This is a genomic window from Algoriphagus faecimaris (assembly GCF_900101705.1).
Taxonomy (GTDB): domain Bacteria; phylum Bacteroidota; class Bacteroidia; order Cytophagales; family Cyclobacteriaceae; genus Algoriphagus; species Algoriphagus faecimaris.
In genome coordinates this window covers 12,220-27,639 of the sequence record NZ_FNAC01000005.1, presented here as the reverse complement: position 1 = coordinate 27,639, position 15,420 = coordinate 12,220, and the positions used below count along the sequence as shown (strand labels likewise).

Here is a 15,420-nt window from a genome sequence, read left to right as displayed (position 1 = left end):
TTAGTTTTTATTTGAGAGTTAATATTTTTCCAATTCCATTTTATTGGCTTACAGGCGATCTTTTTCGCTCAAAATCTAAAGAAATAAATTCATTTTTCTTTTGAAATGTCTTTAATACCAAGCCCAAAATATTGATAATCAGTTTATATTTACTTAACTAAAAGAAACACTCTTAAGCGATATGCATAAATTATCCTTATTTTGAACAAAAGTATAGTGAATGCGTGTTTAAAGTCAGATTAGCCAAAATAGGCAGAAATCAGAGCTATGAAAATTGGAATTGTATGTTATCCTACCTTTGGTGGGAGCGGGGTAGTGGCGACAGAATTAGGAAAAGGCTTGGCCAAGGTGGGTCATGAAATTCATTTTATCACCTACAGTCAGCCTTCTCGCCTCGATTTTTTCAGTGAAAACCTTTACTACCATGAGGTAGATATCAAAAGCTATCCGTTATTTGAGCATGCACCTTATGAATTGGCCTTAGCTAGCAAAATGGTTTCGGTGGTGAAATATGAGCATTTGGACCTTTTGCATGTTCACTATGCCATACCTCACGCTTCTGCCGCGTACATGGCCAAGCAAATTCTCAAAGATCAGGGCATTCATATTCCTGTGGTCACTACGCTCCACGGAACAGATATCACTTTGGTAGGTAAAGACCCAAGCTATGAGCCCGTGGTCACCTTCAGTATCAATAAATCCGATGGTGTCACGGCCGTCTCCGAAGACCTTAGAAAAGAAACATTTAAGTATTTTGATATTCAGCGGGAAATAGAAGTCATCCCGAATTTTATCGATTTAAGTCGGTTCAAAAAGCAGAAGAAAGAGCACTTCAAGATGGCCATTTGCCCGAATAATGAAAAACTGCTTGTCCACACCTCAAACTTTAGGAAGGTAAAACGCGTTGAAGACGTAGTTCGGGTCTTCTACGAAGTACGAAAAGAAATCCCCGCCAAACTGCTATTGGTCGGTGATGGTCCCGAAAGAGACAAGATGGAAAGACTCTGTAGAGAATTGGGTACTTGTGATGATATACGGTTTTTGGGTAAGCTAGATGCGGTAGAAGAAGTACTTTCTGTAGCAGATTTATTCCTGATGCCTTCGGAAAAGGAAAGCTTCGGTCTAGCGGCATTGGAGGCGATGGCCTGTGAAGTACCAATTTTGACCTCTAATGCAGGAGGTATACCCGAACTAAATATTGATGGAGTGACAGGGCATGTATGTGAGGTGGGTGATATTCAAGATATGAAAGAGAAAGCACTTAAAATACTTTCTGAGGAAAACCTAGCTACTTTCAAAACCAATGCTTTAGCAAGGGCAAAGGAGTTTGATATTTCCCAAATACTACCCCGATATGTGGATTATTATCAAAAAACGATTGAAAAAGCATTAGCAGCTTTTTAGGATGAAATCGAGCATGACGTAGCCGTCACACACTGGTATGACTATCAACCATGCGAGATTCCATAGCCTGCCCCGACTATTCGGGGTGACCTTTAAAATACAATTATAGACACATGAAATTAAATGACAAAAATCACCCGCTGTTTAATTCTTAAAGGGTTATTTTTGCGACATATTGTAAGAGCCAACTATTTATAGGAAATAATTTACCGTAAGAAAAATGAAAAAGATTGGAAGACTCGAAAGACCCGACAATTTTGGTTCAGTTAGGATGTTCGACAACCCGATATTAGAGCGCTTATCAAGGACCCACATCAGCATTCCCATCTCCATGTTTGGGATTTTATCCATCGTATCCTTTTTTTATGCTTTGGACACCGCTATACCCTTGGGTACCGGACTTCTAGTGATTTTTGCAGGATACATCTTTTTCACATTTGTGGAATACATGATGCACAAATACTTCTTCCACATGGAACCCAATACTCCGACTAAGGATAAATTGCAATATTCCGTTCATGGGGTTCATCATGACTATCCCAAAGATAAAGACAGGTTGGCAATGCCTCCTTTTGTCAGCGCAGCCTATGCAGTTATCGCTTATTTGGTTTTCAAATTGATCATGGGAGATTTTGCCTTTTATTTCCTTCCTGGATTCTTGATCGGTTATGCCAGTTACTTGGGAGTACATTACATTGTGCATGCTTTTAACCCTCCCAAAAATTTCCTAAAAGTCCTCTGGGTGAATCATGCCATCCACCATTACAAAGATCCTGATGTAGCCTTTGGGGTGAGTACTCCACTCTGGGATATTATCTTAGGTACGATGCCTAAAAAAGAATAAAACTTTAACCTCTCCTTACCGAGAGGTTTTTTTATTTTTAGGTCTATGAAAAATATCTCAATAATAGGTCTGGGCTGGATAGGCTTACCTTTGGCAAAAGCCCTTCAGGAGCAAAAATATGAAGTCATTGGCAGCACGACCTCAGAAGTAAAAGCAGAAAAAATTCAGTCAGAGGGTATTCGAAGCATACAGTTTTCATTGGACCCACATCCTCAGGGTACTGGGTTTCATGCACTTTTTCAAGCTGAAATACTTGTGGTAAATATTCCGCCACGCAGCAGGCAGGATGGAGGAGAGAAATACCTCGAGCAATTGAAATTTCTGAAAGAGCTTATTTCTAATTCGCCCATCCAAAAAGTACTTTACGTCAGCTCAACGGGTGTTTATCCTGAAAAGCTCCGCAGCTTTCCTTATACCGAGCAGGAGGAAATTAATTCTACTGATTCTGGAAATCCTAACTTATGGAAAGCTGAAAATTACCTTAAAGAACAGCTTTCGCAAGAGCTCTGTATCCTTAGATTTGGAGGCTTATTGGGTCAGGATCGAATCCCTGGAAAATATTTTTCAGGAAAGGAGAACGTGGTCGGCCATACGCGTGTCAATTTCATTCATCAAACTGATGCCGTCCGCTCGATGCAATTTATCATCCATAAAGAACTCTGGGGACAAACATTCAACGGAGTGGCCCCAATGCATCCTTTGCGCAAAGAGGTCTACGAAAAAAATGCTCGAGAATTGAAAATTGCTCCACCAAAAAGCTATCAAAGTGAATCCGATCAGGGACAGCGAATCGTCTCAGGAGAAAAAATAATCCAAGCAGGATTTGAATTCCTTTATCCCAATCCCTTGGATTTTCCATATGCCGCGAAAGAGTAGAGTAGAGACCCTCCTGGTCCTGTGCTCGATAAATGGAGTAGAATGAGTAGACTTGAAATAAAATTCCGAAATTATGCTCGGTTTGACACTTACCAAAAAGACAAGCTCAGCCGAAATTATCCCCCGTTTTGAATTAGTATAATTCTATGAATCGACCTCCAATTACTTTCCTCTTTTTCTTAGCTGTCTTTGCGTGCCAAAGCGAAAAACAAAAGATCGACTACAGGGATTGGTCTCATTATGGCGGTCCTGAGGACGGAAGTCGATATTCTGCACTTACCGAAATCACCCGTGAAAATGTGAATCAGCTCCAAGTAGCCTGGGTCTATCAAACTGGAGATGCTACAGAACGCTCTCAGATTCAATGTCAGCCCATAGTCAAGGACGGGGTTCTCTATGGAAGTACACCCCGACTGAATGTTTTCGCTCTTGATGCCGCTTCAGGTGAGGAGCTTTGGCGCTTTGACCCTTTTGAAATCCTAGGTGGGGAAAACTCTTGGGCTGGAACCAACAGAGGTGTCTCTTACTGGGAAAAAGGGGAGGAAAAACGCATTCTTTTTGGAGCCGGTAACTGGCTTATGTCGGTAGATGCCCAAACCGGAAAACCCAATCTTGACTTTGGTGAAGGGGGAAAAGTAGATCTTCGAAAAAACTTGGCAACTGATCGGGAGGATTTTTTGATAGTCGCTAACGCTCCCGGTGTAGTTTATGAGGACTTTATAATTATAGGAATGCGGCTCTCCGAAGGCTTGGATGCTGCCCCCGGCCATATTCGGGCCTACAATATTCAAACTGGAAACTTGGAGTGGATCTTTCATACGATCCCTCAAGAAGGAGAACTGGGCTATGAAACTTGGGATCCCGACTACATTCAGAAAATGGGCGGTGCCAACAATTGGGCGGGTATGGTAGTAGACTATCAGAGAGGGATTGTATTTGTCCCCACAGGTTCCGCCACTTATGACTTTTGGGGTGGCTACAGACATGGTGACAATCTTTTTGCCAATTCCCTTCTAGCCTTAGATGCAAAAACGGGCAAGCGAATCTGGCATTTTCAGGGAGTACATCATGATATCTGGGATCGAGATTTCCCATCCCCTCCTACCCTGATACGCATCCAAAAAGAAGGCAAATGGATCGATGCCGTGGCCCAGCCTTCAAAGCAAGGATATACTTATGTCTTTGATAGAGAGACAGGGGAGCCTATTTGGCCTATCGAGGAAAAAGAAGTATCCCAAAGCAGCCTACCCGGAGAGCTGACAAGTCCTACCCAGCCCATCCCTACCCTTCCAGAGCCATTTATGAAGTTAACCTTTGAAGAAAAAGATATTCTAAATCTCAAGCCTGAGTGGGAAGCAGCTATTCGGGATCAATTACAAAACGCCCTTTATGGGGATACCTGGCTTCCTCCCAATGCAGAACACCCCATCGTACTTTTCCCGGGAATGGATGGTGGGGCTGAATGGGGAGGGGCCGCTTTTGATCCGGAAACTCAAACGTTCTTTGTCAATGCCAATCAAATCCCCTGGCTCATAGAAATGACCCCCAATGCCGAATTTGAAAATGTTGGGCAATCTGCCTATACGAATTACTGCGGAAACTGTCATGGTCTGGAGCGACAGGGTAATCTACCTGCCATTCCCGGACTTTTGGATATTGCTGAGAAATACACTCCGGATTCACTTGACTTACTCCTTCAGAAAGGTCGAGGAGCTATGCCGGCCTTTGACTACCTAGCCGCAGAGACTCGGCAGGTCTTGGTGGATTACTTGCTGGGCAAAGCTACCGAAGGAGACAAACAAGAGCTAGAGTCAGAGGCTACAGATCTCAGTCCCCGATACTATATGAATGGCTATAAAAAATTATTGACTGATGGAGGGCTGTATGGCAGCAATCCCCCTTGGGGACTATTGACTGCCTTGGATATGAAAACGGGCTTGAAAAAATGGCAGGTCCCATTGGGAGAAATCGATTCTTTGGTAGCTCAAGGATTTAAAAATACAGGAACAGAAAACTACGGTGGACCAGTTGTAACAGCAGGAGGTCTGCTCTTCATAGCAGCTACCAAAGACGAGAAAATTAGAGCTTTTGACAAAGAAACCGGTACCTTACTTTGGGAAGCAAAATTACCCGCAGCTGGACATGCTACTCCTGCAGTGTATGAACAAAACGGAAAACAATACCTAGTCATAGCTTGTGGCGGCGGAAAAGGCACAAAAAGTGGAGATGCTTATGTGGCCTTTGCCCTACCTGACTAAAAAATAAACTATGACCAAATTATTCCTTTCCAGCGTTCTACTGATTCTTAGCCTTATTTTGCCTATCTGGATGTTCAGCGAATTTCATCAGCCCTTTGTCGAGAACTTTGACTCTCGAACACTCGAAAATTTCACCTACGTCTCTCGTGGAAGTGATGCCGATTTCAAATGGACTTCAGGCACTACTTCTCAAAAAGAGAAAAGTACCTCTGTATTATCTTTCAAACTTGACCCAAAGGACCCCGCCGGTCCTGGACGGGGACCAGAGATCAGTTCCAACAAACAAGTTCACTTTGGTCACTTTGCAGCTCGGCTGAAAGTTCCCGATGCTACTTTTCGACAGCCAAACATAGGAGCAGTGGTAGGATATTTCACCTATACAAATGATTCAGAATTGGGATTAAGTGAGATCGACTTCGAATGGCTACTCGCTGACCCGCAAGTAATTTACCTCGGTACATGGACTGGAAAAAGTGGGAATTTGAAACGGGTCGGTCGAACTATCAATCTAGCACAAGGACTAATCTATGCCAATGAATATCGGGAAGATGCCAATGGAATTCGCGAAGACTTAACTCGAGAACAGCATCAGCCTCTCATGATAGAAACCATTCCGGATTTTGATGCTTCCAAAGATTTTCACACCTATGGATTTGACTGGTATCCTGATCGCATCCGATGGTGGATGATTCATCCGCATAAAGGGGACACTTTGGTGCTTTGGGACTATCAGGGCAAGCGGGGTATTCCCCAGCATCCCAGCAAATATTTGATGAACTTTTGGCATACCGACAATTGGGCGGTAGAGACCAATCCCAAATCATTGGAAAAATCTAAACATCGATTTGAACTAGAAGTAGATTGGATGTCTTACGAGCCATTGAAGACCAATCTGTAAATTTCACTTTTTATGATGCGAATGAAGTGCACCTAGCTGAAGTTTGATCAGGTCGAGTTTTTCCTGAGTTTTGATTTTCAGTTCTGATAGACTCAAGTTGTTTTGAAGCAAATCTCCTGACCTTTTAATTTCTGTTTGGACGATTTTTTCTAAATCCAATAATCGCTTCCGCTGCACTTTTTCTTGTCTAGCGTACTCCCGAAAAAGTAAAAAATGCAAGCTCAAAAGGGTAACTAAAATGAGCAAGACAAGCAGTTTTAGCAGCTGAGGTTCAAAGACAAAATCTACCATTCGTTTTCATTTCTCTCATCCTAAATTCAAGAGATAAACAAATTTAGAGTTCACAGACCAAAAGCCACATACGACAAAAGACCTATTTATAACTAGAAATTCATCTACTTTCCAGTCATAACTTATATTCTTAATTATCTATTATCTATTTGTTTCCTTCCGTTTTATTCAAAAAAAATTCGGAGAGTCACAATAAGAGGAGTCCAGTATTTTCGATAAATGAATTAGATTTTTTGATGGGTGGCAAAAGCAAATAAAACCCATACAGGATGCTTAATAAAACCAAAAAATAAGAGAATTTTAGCCTACCTCACATTAGAAAATATTTCTTCTTATCAATTAACCTAATATTATACGGTTTTGATGGATTTGCGGAAACCAAACTAAATGTGAAACTTAGGGTTTGATTTACAGTATATAAACCCAAAGAATACCATGAATTTTACCATGAACGAAAATCAGCGAATGATCGCTGAGATGATCCGGGATTTCGGAGCAAAGGAAATCACCCCTTTCCGCAAAGATTGGGATGATAATCAACATTTTCCGATCGAACTTTTCAAAAAACTCGGAGAACTTGGACTGATGGGTGTCTTGGTGCCTACCGAATTCGGAGGTTCCGGCTTTGGCTATTTTGAATACGTCACAGCGATCGTAGAGCTTTCCAAATTGGATCCTTCTATAGGTCTTTCCATGGCTGCCCACAACTCCCTATGTACCGGTCACATCATGATGTTCGGCAATGAGGAGCAAAAGAAAAAATACCTTCCCAAACTCGCTACTTGTGAATGGCTTGGGGCTTGGGGCTTGACCGAGCCCAATACAGGTTCGGATGCCGGAAATATGCGGACCGTTGCCAAAAAAGAAGGAGAATATTACATTATCAATGGCGCCAAAAACTTCATCACCCATGGCTATTCCGGTGATGTAGCAGTAGTCATTGCTCGTACAGGTGAGGTGGGCGATTCACATGGCATGACGGCATTTGTGGTCGAAAAAGGAACTCCAGGATTCAAAGGTGGACGAAAAGAGGACAAACTCGGCATGCGTGCCTCTGAGACGGCCGAGATGATTTTTGAAGATTGTAAGGTCCATGAAAGTCAGATTCTAGGTGAAGTAGGTGAAGGTTTTATTCAATCCATGAAAATTTTAGATGGAGGTAGAATTTCTATTGCAGCGCTTTCCTTGGGCATTGCCGAGGGAGCCTTGGAAGCTTCTATCCAATACTCTAAGGAGCGTCAACAATTCAATCAGCCGATCAGTAAGTTTCAGGGGATTTCATTCAAGCTAGCCGATATGGCCACCCAGGTAGAAGCAGCAAATCTGTTGACTTTCAAGGCGGCAGATCTAAAAAACCGAGGTGAAAAAGTGACTTTAGCCGGTGCTCAGGCCAAGTTATATGCTTCCGAAATTGCTGTTTCTGTGGCAAATGAGGCGGTTCAGATTTTTGGTGGGTATGGCTTTACCAAAGACTATCCGGTGGAGAAATACTACCGAGATGTCAAATTGTGCACTATTGGTGAAGGTACTTCAGAGATCCAGAAATTGGTGATTTCAAGAGAAGTGTTGAAGAAATAATGCTCTAAGTCCGGTGTCGGATGTCGGATGTCCGATGAACTTAAATTTTCATCTGGATTCTAAACTTCCCTGGGGATTTCCTCGGGGATTTTTTTATTTCAATCAGTCCCTAACTATCCTGATTTATTGCTTTATGTACAATTGGTGAATATGATCACCAAAAAAACTGATTTTTGGTGAATACAATCACCGATTATGCGTTTTTCTGATTTCTCGGATGAAAATCCGTCAATACTTGCCTGAGGTAATCTCGGTCTAAATGGGTATAGATTTCGGTGGTCGTGATGCTTTCATGGCCAAGCATTTCCTGTACGGCACGAAGGTCAGCCCCACCTTCTATCAAGTGCGTTGCAAAGGAATGCCGAAAAGTATGGGGACTCACATTTTTTTGAATGCCTACCCGCTCCACCGCCTCTTTGATAATCATAAAAATCATCACCCGACTCAGTTTTTTGCCTCGTCGATTGAGAAAAACGTATTCCTCATGACCTCGAGCAATATCTTGATGATTTCGTACTTCTTCTTGATAGATTTTCAGGTATTTCAATGCATCCTTTCCAAAGGGAACCAAGCGTTCTTTATTTCCTTTTCCCACGATTCGTAGGAAGCCGATATCTTCAAAAATCTGGCTTTTTTTCAAATTAATCAGTTCCGAAACCCGCAAACCACTGCTGTATAGCAATTCCAGCATGGCTCGGTTACGATGACCTTGAGCCTCGCCGAGTGAAATTCCCTCTAAGATTTGATTGATTTCGTGGAAACTCAAGGTGTCCGGTAGCTTACGACCTAAGTGAGGCGCTTCTAGTAATTGGGCGGGATCTTTGGAAATCAACTCCTCATACATCAAAAAGCGATAAAAAGCCTTGATCCCGGAGATCATCCGGGCTTGGGTATATTCGGAGAGTTCCAATTCGCCAATCGTCCTTACAAAAGCCTGAAGCTCTTTTGAGCTTACTTCCAAGGGACTCAAACTCTGAAAATTCATTTCCATAAATTCGGACAATCGCTGCACATCCCGACAATAGGCCTCGATCGAATTTTCGCTCAGAGAACGCTCGATTTTCAGGTAATGCCGAAATTGTTTGTTATACGATTCCCAGGTTTTGGACATAAATGGATTTTTCTAATATGGGTCAAAAATGGAGCCATGAATAATTAAAACACATTGAAATAGGATGGAAATAGGCTCCGATAAATCGGAGCGAAATATCAGTCAAGCGACTGATCGAAATATTTCACCGAGCGAAGCGAGGTGTATTTCTACTGTATTTCAAAAAGTGTATTTCCAATTTAAACCCTCCACTTAAAACTCTTTTCATCAATCGCCCGCATCGTGCACAGTACCCCATTGAGATGATCGTACTCATGCTGAATCAACTCTGAAATTGCTCCCTCCACTTTCCAACTTTGCTTTTGCCAGTTTTCATCTAAAAAGGCTAAGGTTAGACTTTGATGCCTTTCTACTTTGACAAAAAGATGGGGAAAGGACATGCAGTCATCCCAGAGTTCAAATTTTTCACTACTTAGATTTTTCAATTCCGGATTGATTATCACATAGGGCCGGTCGAGATTGAGATAAAATAGCCGCTTCATGATTCCCAACTGAGGAGCAGCGATTCCCCTTCCAAATCCATAAACCCGCCGGATATCTTCCATGGCTTCATGGAGCTGCTGTGTCCATTCGGAAACTTGGGGAAGTTCAGATTGAAGTACTGGCTCGCAAGATTGATACAATCTCGGATCACCGAGCTTGAGGATATCATGGATGGTTTTCATAAAGGTAAATCAGTTAAGATGCTTCGAATATAGTTCTGAAAGCTACTTTTTTAAAGTATTCGGCCTAACTAAAAGTAAAACACAAAGATGATCAGACTATTTTGGGTTCACTGAACAGGAGAGATGTTTTATAAAAATGCTGAGGAAAATTTGCATAATAATAATAATATGTTAGCAAAAGGTAGTCAATCGACTAGTTATTTCTAGCTTAACTAGAGATTTTGAGAACCCTAATTTATTTTCTATGAAAAAGTTTATTCTAAGCGCAGGAATTATTGCTCTAGCCTTCGCACCGCTCTTACTGAGTGCTCAAAGTGGATTTGAAACTCCCGGTTATAAAGCTGAGCCTAAGACTTGCGCAAATTCAGGAATCGAAACACACCGATGTATTCCAAATTCATTAACCTCCTGCGATGTAGCTGGACAAATTCCATGTTAAATTAAAAACCCGACGGACTCAAAAGCCGTCGATACTCTCTATGAATAGACTAGCTGTCTTCTCCATGCTCGTTTTCGGCTTAGTGTTTTGCTCTTGTCAATCAGAAAAGGTTCAAGGTCAATCAGAAACTATCCAAGTCGATTTAAATAACGCCCTCACAGGCCTCACGCTATCCTCATTCCTAGAGGACCCCGATTTCATTCTGCTTAAAGATCCACCGGAGACACTACTGGTCACACCTTATCAATTTCAATTCAAAAACAATAAAATATTTGTCAGAGATTTAGACTACAATAACATTCACGTTTATTCTAAAAACGGAGAGTTCTTAAATGCCATTCTTTCTTCTGGTGAGGGACCTCAAGAATTTATTCAGATCAATGATTTTTTCGTAACTGAAGACCAAGTCATTATCCAAGACACATTTCTACGAAAAATCATAGTATTTGATCATGAGGGGAATTTTACTTCAGAAAGAAAACATCTGATAAACAATTCAAGGTTTGCTTTTTCAGCCGACAAGTTTGTCTATTACATGGCAAACGATCCTGAATTTGACGGCAGGAACTTCCTCATCGAAGAAGACGGGGAAATTAGCGCCAGACTTCAACCCATCGAAACCGAACTTGAAGGCTCAGGAAAGTTTCTTCTAGCTAACAGCTTCGTACCACTGGGAGGGGAAAGGTTTCTTTTCTATCGCCCCTATACCTACCAAATGAATTATCTAGATTTGAAAATGGGGCGAATTGAAAAAAGTATTTCTTTTGACTTTGGAGAGGCTCAATTGACCCCTGCACAACATGTGGTGTCTATTGTCCAACGAAATAAACTACTTACGGAAAGAAATCTAGTCCCTAATTTTACATCTGTCCTACCCACCTCAAATGGTACACTCATTTCATTTTTTAGGGGGTTTCAAAAACGGTATTACCTCCACCTATCTCAAGATCAAAAATCAACCGTTTTAATTTCAGAACCGGAAAATGACATCATTCCCATCGCTCTGAATTTCCCTTGGACCACAGATGGTAGCCGTATCTATTATTTTTTGAAATCAATTGATTTCTATAACCAATATGTAGCCGGATTCACTGGAAAAAAGGTTTCTATTGAAGCAGGAAACATTCACGATTTTTTTCAAAAAAATAAGGACCTCTTAATCGAAGATCGAACGCTTTTAATATCCTTCAAAGTGAAAGATACTATTCAAGAATTAATGAAAAATCCTTAACCTCAAAAAAATCCCCTCCAAATAACCTCTGTAAGATAATAGATGAGTGGAATATATTGGAGCGATTCCCCTTCAAAATCCATAAACCCGACGTATATCTTTCATGGCTTCATGGAGCTGCTGTGTCCATTCGGAAACTTGGGGAAGTTCAGATTGAAGTACTGGCTCGCAAGATTGATACAATCTCGGATCGCCTAGCTTGAGGATATCGTGGATGGTTTTCATAAAAGTAAATCGGTTAAGGTACTTCGAAGATAGCTTAGCGAGCTGCCATTTTGAATGATTTAGCCTAAATGAAAAAAAAATCTCATGGATGATCTGATTATTTTTGTTTCATTGGAATTAATAGAAAACATCAAATCTTCCAATTAAGTCTTTTTTTTGCTGACAATTCTTTAGTTTTGAGTATGCGTTATTTTAGAAATTCTTGCCTTTTTTCACTGATAGTAGTACTATTCATCACATTTGCATGCACGGAATCCACAAAGCTTAACGAAAGCAGTAAGCTTCAAGTGAGTGGAGAAGTCCTCCGTATCCCCATTGACAGCCTGACCGCCAATATCAGTACCGGCTTAGTTCGCTATGAAAACTACCTGGTCAATGTCAACTGGAATACCAATTCCCTGCAGTTTTATGATCTAAACTCAGAAAAACTCAGCAAAGAAATTTTTTATCAATATGAGGGTCCGCAGGGAGTAGGGAGCATTTTTGGAATTCATATCCACAGCCTTGACAGCATCTTTCTATTTACTCAACTAGTACCCGTCATCACCCTGACCGATACGACGGGAATTATCAAAAATCGAATCCAATACACCAAACCAGAGGGCCATACGAATGCCTTTGTACACAATGCCTATTTTGGAAGCACTCCTACCTTGCAAAATGGAAAAATGCTGGTAAAAACACATGCAGAGGGGAATTACAGACAAATGACGGAAGAGCGTCTCCATAAATCCTTGCTTGCTTATCGAATTAATCTTGAGGATGGGGCATATCAATCCACAGAACTAACCTACCCTGAAGGCTATTTAAATTCAGGATTGAAATTTTTCGAACCCAGTCTGGTTTTCCATCCTGAATACACCGTTTATTCTCTCTTTGGCGACCATAGACTTTACAAACAAATTCGCTTTGGGGACTTAGAAACATTCGATGGCAAAAGCCAATATTTAGATGAGTCTCTCCCCTATTTCCCAGTGGATGGTGAGCGTTTTGAAACCCAAAAATACCTAACCGCGTCCTCCCGATATGAGACCCTAGTCTACGATGAATATCAGAAAGTGTATTATCGCTTTGCCTATCCCACCTTGACCATTGAAAAAGAAGAAGATCTACTCGCTTTACGAGAAAATCCAGGGCCTTTTGTGATTCAGGTATTCAACCAAGATTTGAAGCTGATTACTGAAAGCTATTTCGAAGGCGGAATTTATTTTCCCAACAATCATTTTATCACCGAAAAAGGCCTTTATCTCTCTACCAACAATCCCGAAAATCCAGAAGCTGAGGAGGATGCTTTTCGGTTTGAGTTGATCGAGTTAATAAAATGAAATCATAGAATTTGGCTCATTATACCTTGAATTTGATCCACCCCCCTATTTCCACTGTATTTCAACCTCCGAAGGAGGGTGTATTTCCACCGTATTTCATCCTGACTTGTCAGGACCTATTTCTATCATATTTCAACCGTATTTCCACAGGATTTTCCCGTACTTTTGCAGCATGAATTACCTTTCAGTTGAAAACCTAAGTAAAGCCTTCGGCGAACGCAAACTTTTTTCTAATATCTCCTTTGGCATCTCTCAGGGCCAAAAAATCGCACTCGTCGGTATCAATGGCGCAGGCAAATCTACACTCATGAAAATCATCATGGGATTGGAAATCCCTGACACAGGAGAAGTGGCCTTGAATAATGCCGTAAAGATCGCTTATGTGCATCAAAACCCGGTTTTCGACTCTAATCTCAGCATCTATCAGACCATATTTGATCAAAGCAATTCGGAAGTGCTCCGCGTCATCGAGGACTATCACAAGGCCATGCTGGACTCCGAGCGAGGCATTGATAACTCAGACCAAATGTCTAACCTCTTCGAAAAGATGGATGCACTGCAGGCTTGGGATTTTGAATATCAAGTCAAGGAAGTCTTGGGGAAACTGGGACTCCACGATACCGATCTTTCTGTAGGAAATCTATCAGGAGGGCAGCGGAAGCGCGTGGCTTTGGCCAAAGGGATTTTGGAAAAACCTGATCTACTCCTACTCGACGAACCCACCAACCACCTCGATTTGGAAACCATCGAATGGCTGGAAGAATACCTGGCCAAAGCCAATTTGGCTTTGTTTATGGTGACCCACGACCGGTATTTTTTAGAGAAAGTCACCAATGAAATCCTTGAACTCGATCAGGGAAAAATCCACCGTTACCAAGGGAATTACGGCTATTTTCTGGACAAGAAAGCGGAGCGCATGCAGATCGAGGACATCGAAATAGAAAAGGCCAAAAGCTTGTATAAAAAAGAACTGGATTGGATTCGCCGCCAACCTAAGGCTCGGGGAACCAAGGCAAAGTATCGGGTAGATGCTTTCGAAGAAACCAAGGAAAAGGCCTTCACCAAGCGTGAGGAACGGGACATCGAATTGTCCGTCTCCACTCAGCGCCTCGGAAACAAGATTCTCGAAATCGAAAAAATCAGCAAATCTTACGATGACAAGAAGCTGATCGAAGATTTTTCTTACATCTTCAAGAAAAAAGACCGAATCGGAATCATCGGACCCAACGGTGCCGGAAAGACGACCTTTCTAAAAATGATCACTGGCTTATTGGAGCCGGATTCGGGAAAAGTCACGAAAGGTCAAACCACCTTATTTGGCTATTACCGACAGGAAGAGGATCGATTTGATGAGGAAAAACGACTCATCGATGTAGTCAAGGAAGTCGCTGAAGTAGTGACCCTCAATAAGGGACAAACGATCACAGTCAGTCAGTTTTTGAATCAATTTGGTTTTCCGCCCAAGCAGCAGTTTACCCCCATCGGCAAGATGAGTGGTGGAGAGCGAAGAAGGTTACAGCTGTTGATGGTACTGATCAAAAATCCAAACTTCCTGATTCTCGATGAGCCCACCAATGATTTGGACTTGATGACTCTGAACATTCTAGAGGAGTTTTTGGATAATTTTCCAGGCTGCCTCATCATCGTTTCACATGATCGCTATTTCATGGATCGCTTGGTAGAGCATTTGTTTGTCTTTGAGGGAGAAGGAATGATTAAAGACTTTCCTGGGAACTATACAGACTACCGAGAGTGGGAAAAGGAGAATCAGTTGGAGGACCGAAGACCCCATCACGGCGGGCAGGCGAAGACCGAAGAACCTAAGATTGAGAAACAAGAACCACGAACCGAGGAGACAGAATCCAAGCCCAAGGTGAAAGCAAGCTATAAACAGAAGCAGGAGTTTGAAAAGACCAATGATCAGATCGCAAAGCTAGAAGGCGAGAAGGAAAAAATCACTGCTCAAATCGCAGCCGGCATCGAAGATCATGAGGAGCTTTTAAAACTTTCCAATCGGATTGCCGAAATCGATTCAGCATTGGAAGAATTGGAGATGGTTTGGTTGGAGCTGAGTGAATTGGATGGGATAGAAGGCTAAAGCCTTGAAATATGGTAGAACTACAATAAAAATAAACCTCCCTCTGGCCGGTGAAATACTTTGGGAACAAACTTGCTTTCAGTAGGCAAGAGAGGCTATTTCGACTCCCGAAGGGAGTCAGATTTCATGAAATCGAGCACGACGCAAGTGACACTCACTGGGATGATTGTAGGTTGT

General features: G+C 41.9%; 14 protein-coding genes. 10 read left to right on the top strand and 4 right to left on the bottom strand.

Going from position 1 to position 15,420, the window contains the following annotated elements:
- Positions 1-267 precede the first annotated feature (267 nt).
- The 5 genes from bshA (at position 268) to BLQ57_RS03715 (ending at position 6,280) form a co-directional block, all read left to right on the top strand.
- Entirely contained in the window at positions 268-1,404 is a 1,137-nt protein-coding gene (bshA, locus tag BLQ57_RS03735) for an N-acetyl-alpha-D-glucosaminyl L-malate synthase BshA (RefSeq protein ID WP_087938083.1), read from the top strand.
- A 220-nt stretch (positions 1,405-1,624) separates the two neighbouring features.
- Positions 1,625-2,248, top strand: a complete 624-nt coding sequence (locus BLQ57_RS03730) for a sterol desaturase family protein (RefSeq protein ID WP_087938084.1) — start codon at positions 1,625-1,627, stop codon at positions 2,246-2,248.
- Positions 2,249-2,293: 45 nt separating this feature from the next.
- The gene (locus BLQ57_RS03725) at positions 2,294-3,124 is read left to right on the top strand and encodes a Rossmann-fold NAD(P)-binding domain-containing protein (protein ID WP_087938085.1); all 831 of its coding nucleotides are present in this window, start codon (positions 2,294-2,296) and stop codon (positions 3,122-3,124) included.
- Between the two features lie 146 nt (positions 3,125-3,270).
- The gene (locus BLQ57_RS03720; protein WP_087938086.1) at positions 3,271-5,382 is read left to right on the top strand and encodes an outer membrane protein assembly factor BamB family protein; all 2,112 of its coding nucleotides are present in this window, start codon (positions 3,271-3,273) and stop codon (positions 5,380-5,382) included.
- Between the two features lie 10 nt (positions 5,383-5,392).
- Positions 5,393-6,280, top strand: coding sequence for a glycoside hydrolase family 16 protein (locus BLQ57_RS03715; protein WP_087938087.1), 888 nt, complete (start codon positions 5,393-5,395; stop codon positions 6,278-6,280).
- 3 nt (positions 6,281-6,283) lie between these two features.
- Here the strand turns inward: BLQ57_RS03715 and BLQ57_RS03710 are convergent, their stop codons facing one another.
- On the bottom strand, positions 6,284-6,571 hold the full coding sequence (locus tag BLQ57_RS03710) for a hypothetical protein (RefSeq protein ID WP_087938088.1): 288 nt from the start codon (positions 6,569-6,571) through the stop codon (positions 6,284-6,286).
- A gap of 435 nt (positions 6,572-7,006) precedes the next feature.
- Between BLQ57_RS03710 and BLQ57_RS03705 the strand changes: the two genes are divergently transcribed.
- Complete coding sequence (locus BLQ57_RS03705) at positions 7,007-8,149, top strand: acyl-CoA dehydrogenase family protein (RefSeq protein WP_087938089.1); 1,143 nt, start codon at positions 7,007-7,009, stop codon at positions 8,147-8,149.
- 193 nt (positions 8,150-8,342) lie between these two features.
- Here BLQ57_RS03705 and xerD read toward each other — a convergent pair whose 3' ends face one another.
- Together xerD and BLQ57_RS03695 are read right to left on the bottom strand one after the other, a co-directional pair.
- Positions 8,343-9,260, bottom strand: coding sequence for a site-specific tyrosine recombinase XerD (gene xerD / locus BLQ57_RS03700; RefSeq protein WP_087938090.1), 918 nt, complete (start codon positions 9,258-9,260; stop codon positions 8,343-8,345).
- Positions 9,261-9,439: 179 nt separating this feature from the next.
- Positions 9,440-9,925 carry a peptide deformylase gene (locus BLQ57_RS03695; protein ID WP_087938091.1) on the bottom strand — a complete coding sequence of 162 codons (486 nt, stop codon included), beginning with the start codon at positions 9,923-9,925 and terminating at the stop codon, positions 9,440-9,442.
- A gap of 244 nt (positions 9,926-10,169) precedes the next feature.
- Between BLQ57_RS03695 and BLQ57_RS03690 the strand changes: the two genes are divergently transcribed.
- Together BLQ57_RS03690 and BLQ57_RS03685 are read left to right on the top strand one after the other, a co-directional pair.
- Positions 10,170-10,364, top strand: a complete 195-nt coding sequence (locus tag BLQ57_RS03690; RefSeq protein WP_087938092.1) for a hypothetical protein — start codon at positions 10,170-10,172, stop codon at positions 10,362-10,364.
- Positions 10,365-10,404: 40 nt separating this feature from the next.
- Positions 10,405-11,595 carry a BF3164 family lipoprotein gene (locus tag BLQ57_RS03685; RefSeq protein ID WP_087938093.1) on the top strand — a complete coding sequence of 397 codons (1,191 nt, stop codon included), beginning with the start codon at positions 10,405-10,407 and terminating at the stop codon, positions 11,593-11,595.
- Positions 11,596-11,667: 72 nt separating this feature from the next.
- Here BLQ57_RS03685 and BLQ57_RS03680 read toward each other — a convergent pair whose 3' ends face one another.
- A complete protein-coding gene (locus tag BLQ57_RS03680; protein WP_175444642.1) occupies positions 11,668-11,820 on the bottom strand; it encodes a peptide deformylase in 153 nt (50 codons plus the stop codon).
- Between the two features lie 182 nt (positions 11,821-12,002).
- Between BLQ57_RS03680 and BLQ57_RS03675 the strand changes: the two genes are divergently transcribed.
- On the top strand, positions 12,003-13,145 hold the full coding sequence (locus BLQ57_RS03675) for a DUF4221 family protein (RefSeq protein ID WP_087938094.1): 1,143 nt from the start codon (positions 12,003-12,005) through the stop codon (positions 13,143-13,145).
- 172 nt (positions 13,146-13,317) lie between these two features.
- Positions 13,318-15,243 (top strand): ABC-F family ATP-binding cassette domain-containing protein, encoded by a 1,926-nt coding sequence (locus tag BLQ57_RS03670; protein WP_087938095.1) that lies wholly within the window; start codon positions 13,318-13,320, stop codon positions 15,241-15,243.
- The last annotated feature ends 177 nt before the right edge of the window (positions 15,244-15,420 follow it).

Bases quoted from the DNA above. Each gene is read 5' to 3' on its own strand.
- BLQ57_RS03675 (WP_087938094.1), top strand. From the start codon at position 12,003: ATGCGTTATTTTAGAAATTCTTGCCTTTTTTCACTGATAGTAGTACTA.
- BLQ57_RS03720 (WP_087938086.1), top strand. From the start codon at position 3,271: ATGAATCGACCTCCAATTACTTTCCTCTTTTTCTTAGCTGTCTTTGCG.
- BLQ57_RS03695 (WP_087938091.1), bottom strand. From the start codon at position 9,925: ATGAAAACCATCCATGATATCCTCAAGCTCGGTGATCCGAGATTGTAT.
- BLQ57_RS03715 (WP_087938087.1), top strand. From the start codon at position 5,393: ATGACCAAATTATTCCTTTCCAGCGTTCTACTGATTCTTAGCCTTATT.
- xerD (WP_087938090.1), bottom strand. From the start codon at position 9,260: ATGTCCAAAACCTGGGAATCGTATAACAAACAATTTCGGCATTACCTG.
- bshA (WP_087938083.1), top strand. From the start codon at position 268: ATGAAAATTGGAATTGTATGTTATCCTACCTTTGGTGGGAGCGGGGTA.
- BLQ57_RS03705 (WP_087938089.1), top strand. From the start codon at position 7,007: ATGAATTTTACCATGAACGAAAATCAGCGAATGATCGCTGAGATGATC.
- BLQ57_RS03690 (WP_087938092.1), top strand. From the start codon at position 10,170: ATGAAAAAGTTTATTCTAAGCGCAGGAATTATTGCTCTAGCCTTCGCA.
- BLQ57_RS03730 (WP_087938084.1), top strand. From the start codon at position 1,625: ATGAAAAAGATTGGAAGACTCGAAAGACCCGACAATTTTGGTTCAGTT.
- BLQ57_RS03685 (WP_087938093.1), top strand. From the start codon at position 10,405: ATGAATAGACTAGCTGTCTTCTCCATGCTCGTTTTCGGCTTAGTGTTT.
- BLQ57_RS03710 (WP_087938088.1), bottom strand. From the start codon at position 6,571: ATGGTAGATTTTGTCTTTGAACCTCAGCTGCTAAAACTGCTTGTCTTG.
- BLQ57_RS03670 (WP_087938095.1), top strand. From the start codon at position 13,318: ATGAATTACCTTTCAGTTGAAAACCTAAGTAAAGCCTTCGGCGAACGC.
- BLQ57_RS03725 (WP_087938085.1), top strand. From the start codon at position 2,294: ATGAAAAATATCTCAATAATAGGTCTGGGCTGGATAGGCTTACCTTTG.
- BLQ57_RS03680 (WP_175444642.1), bottom strand. From the start codon at position 11,820: ATGAAAACCATCCACGATATCCTCAAGCTAGGCGATCCGAGATTGTAT.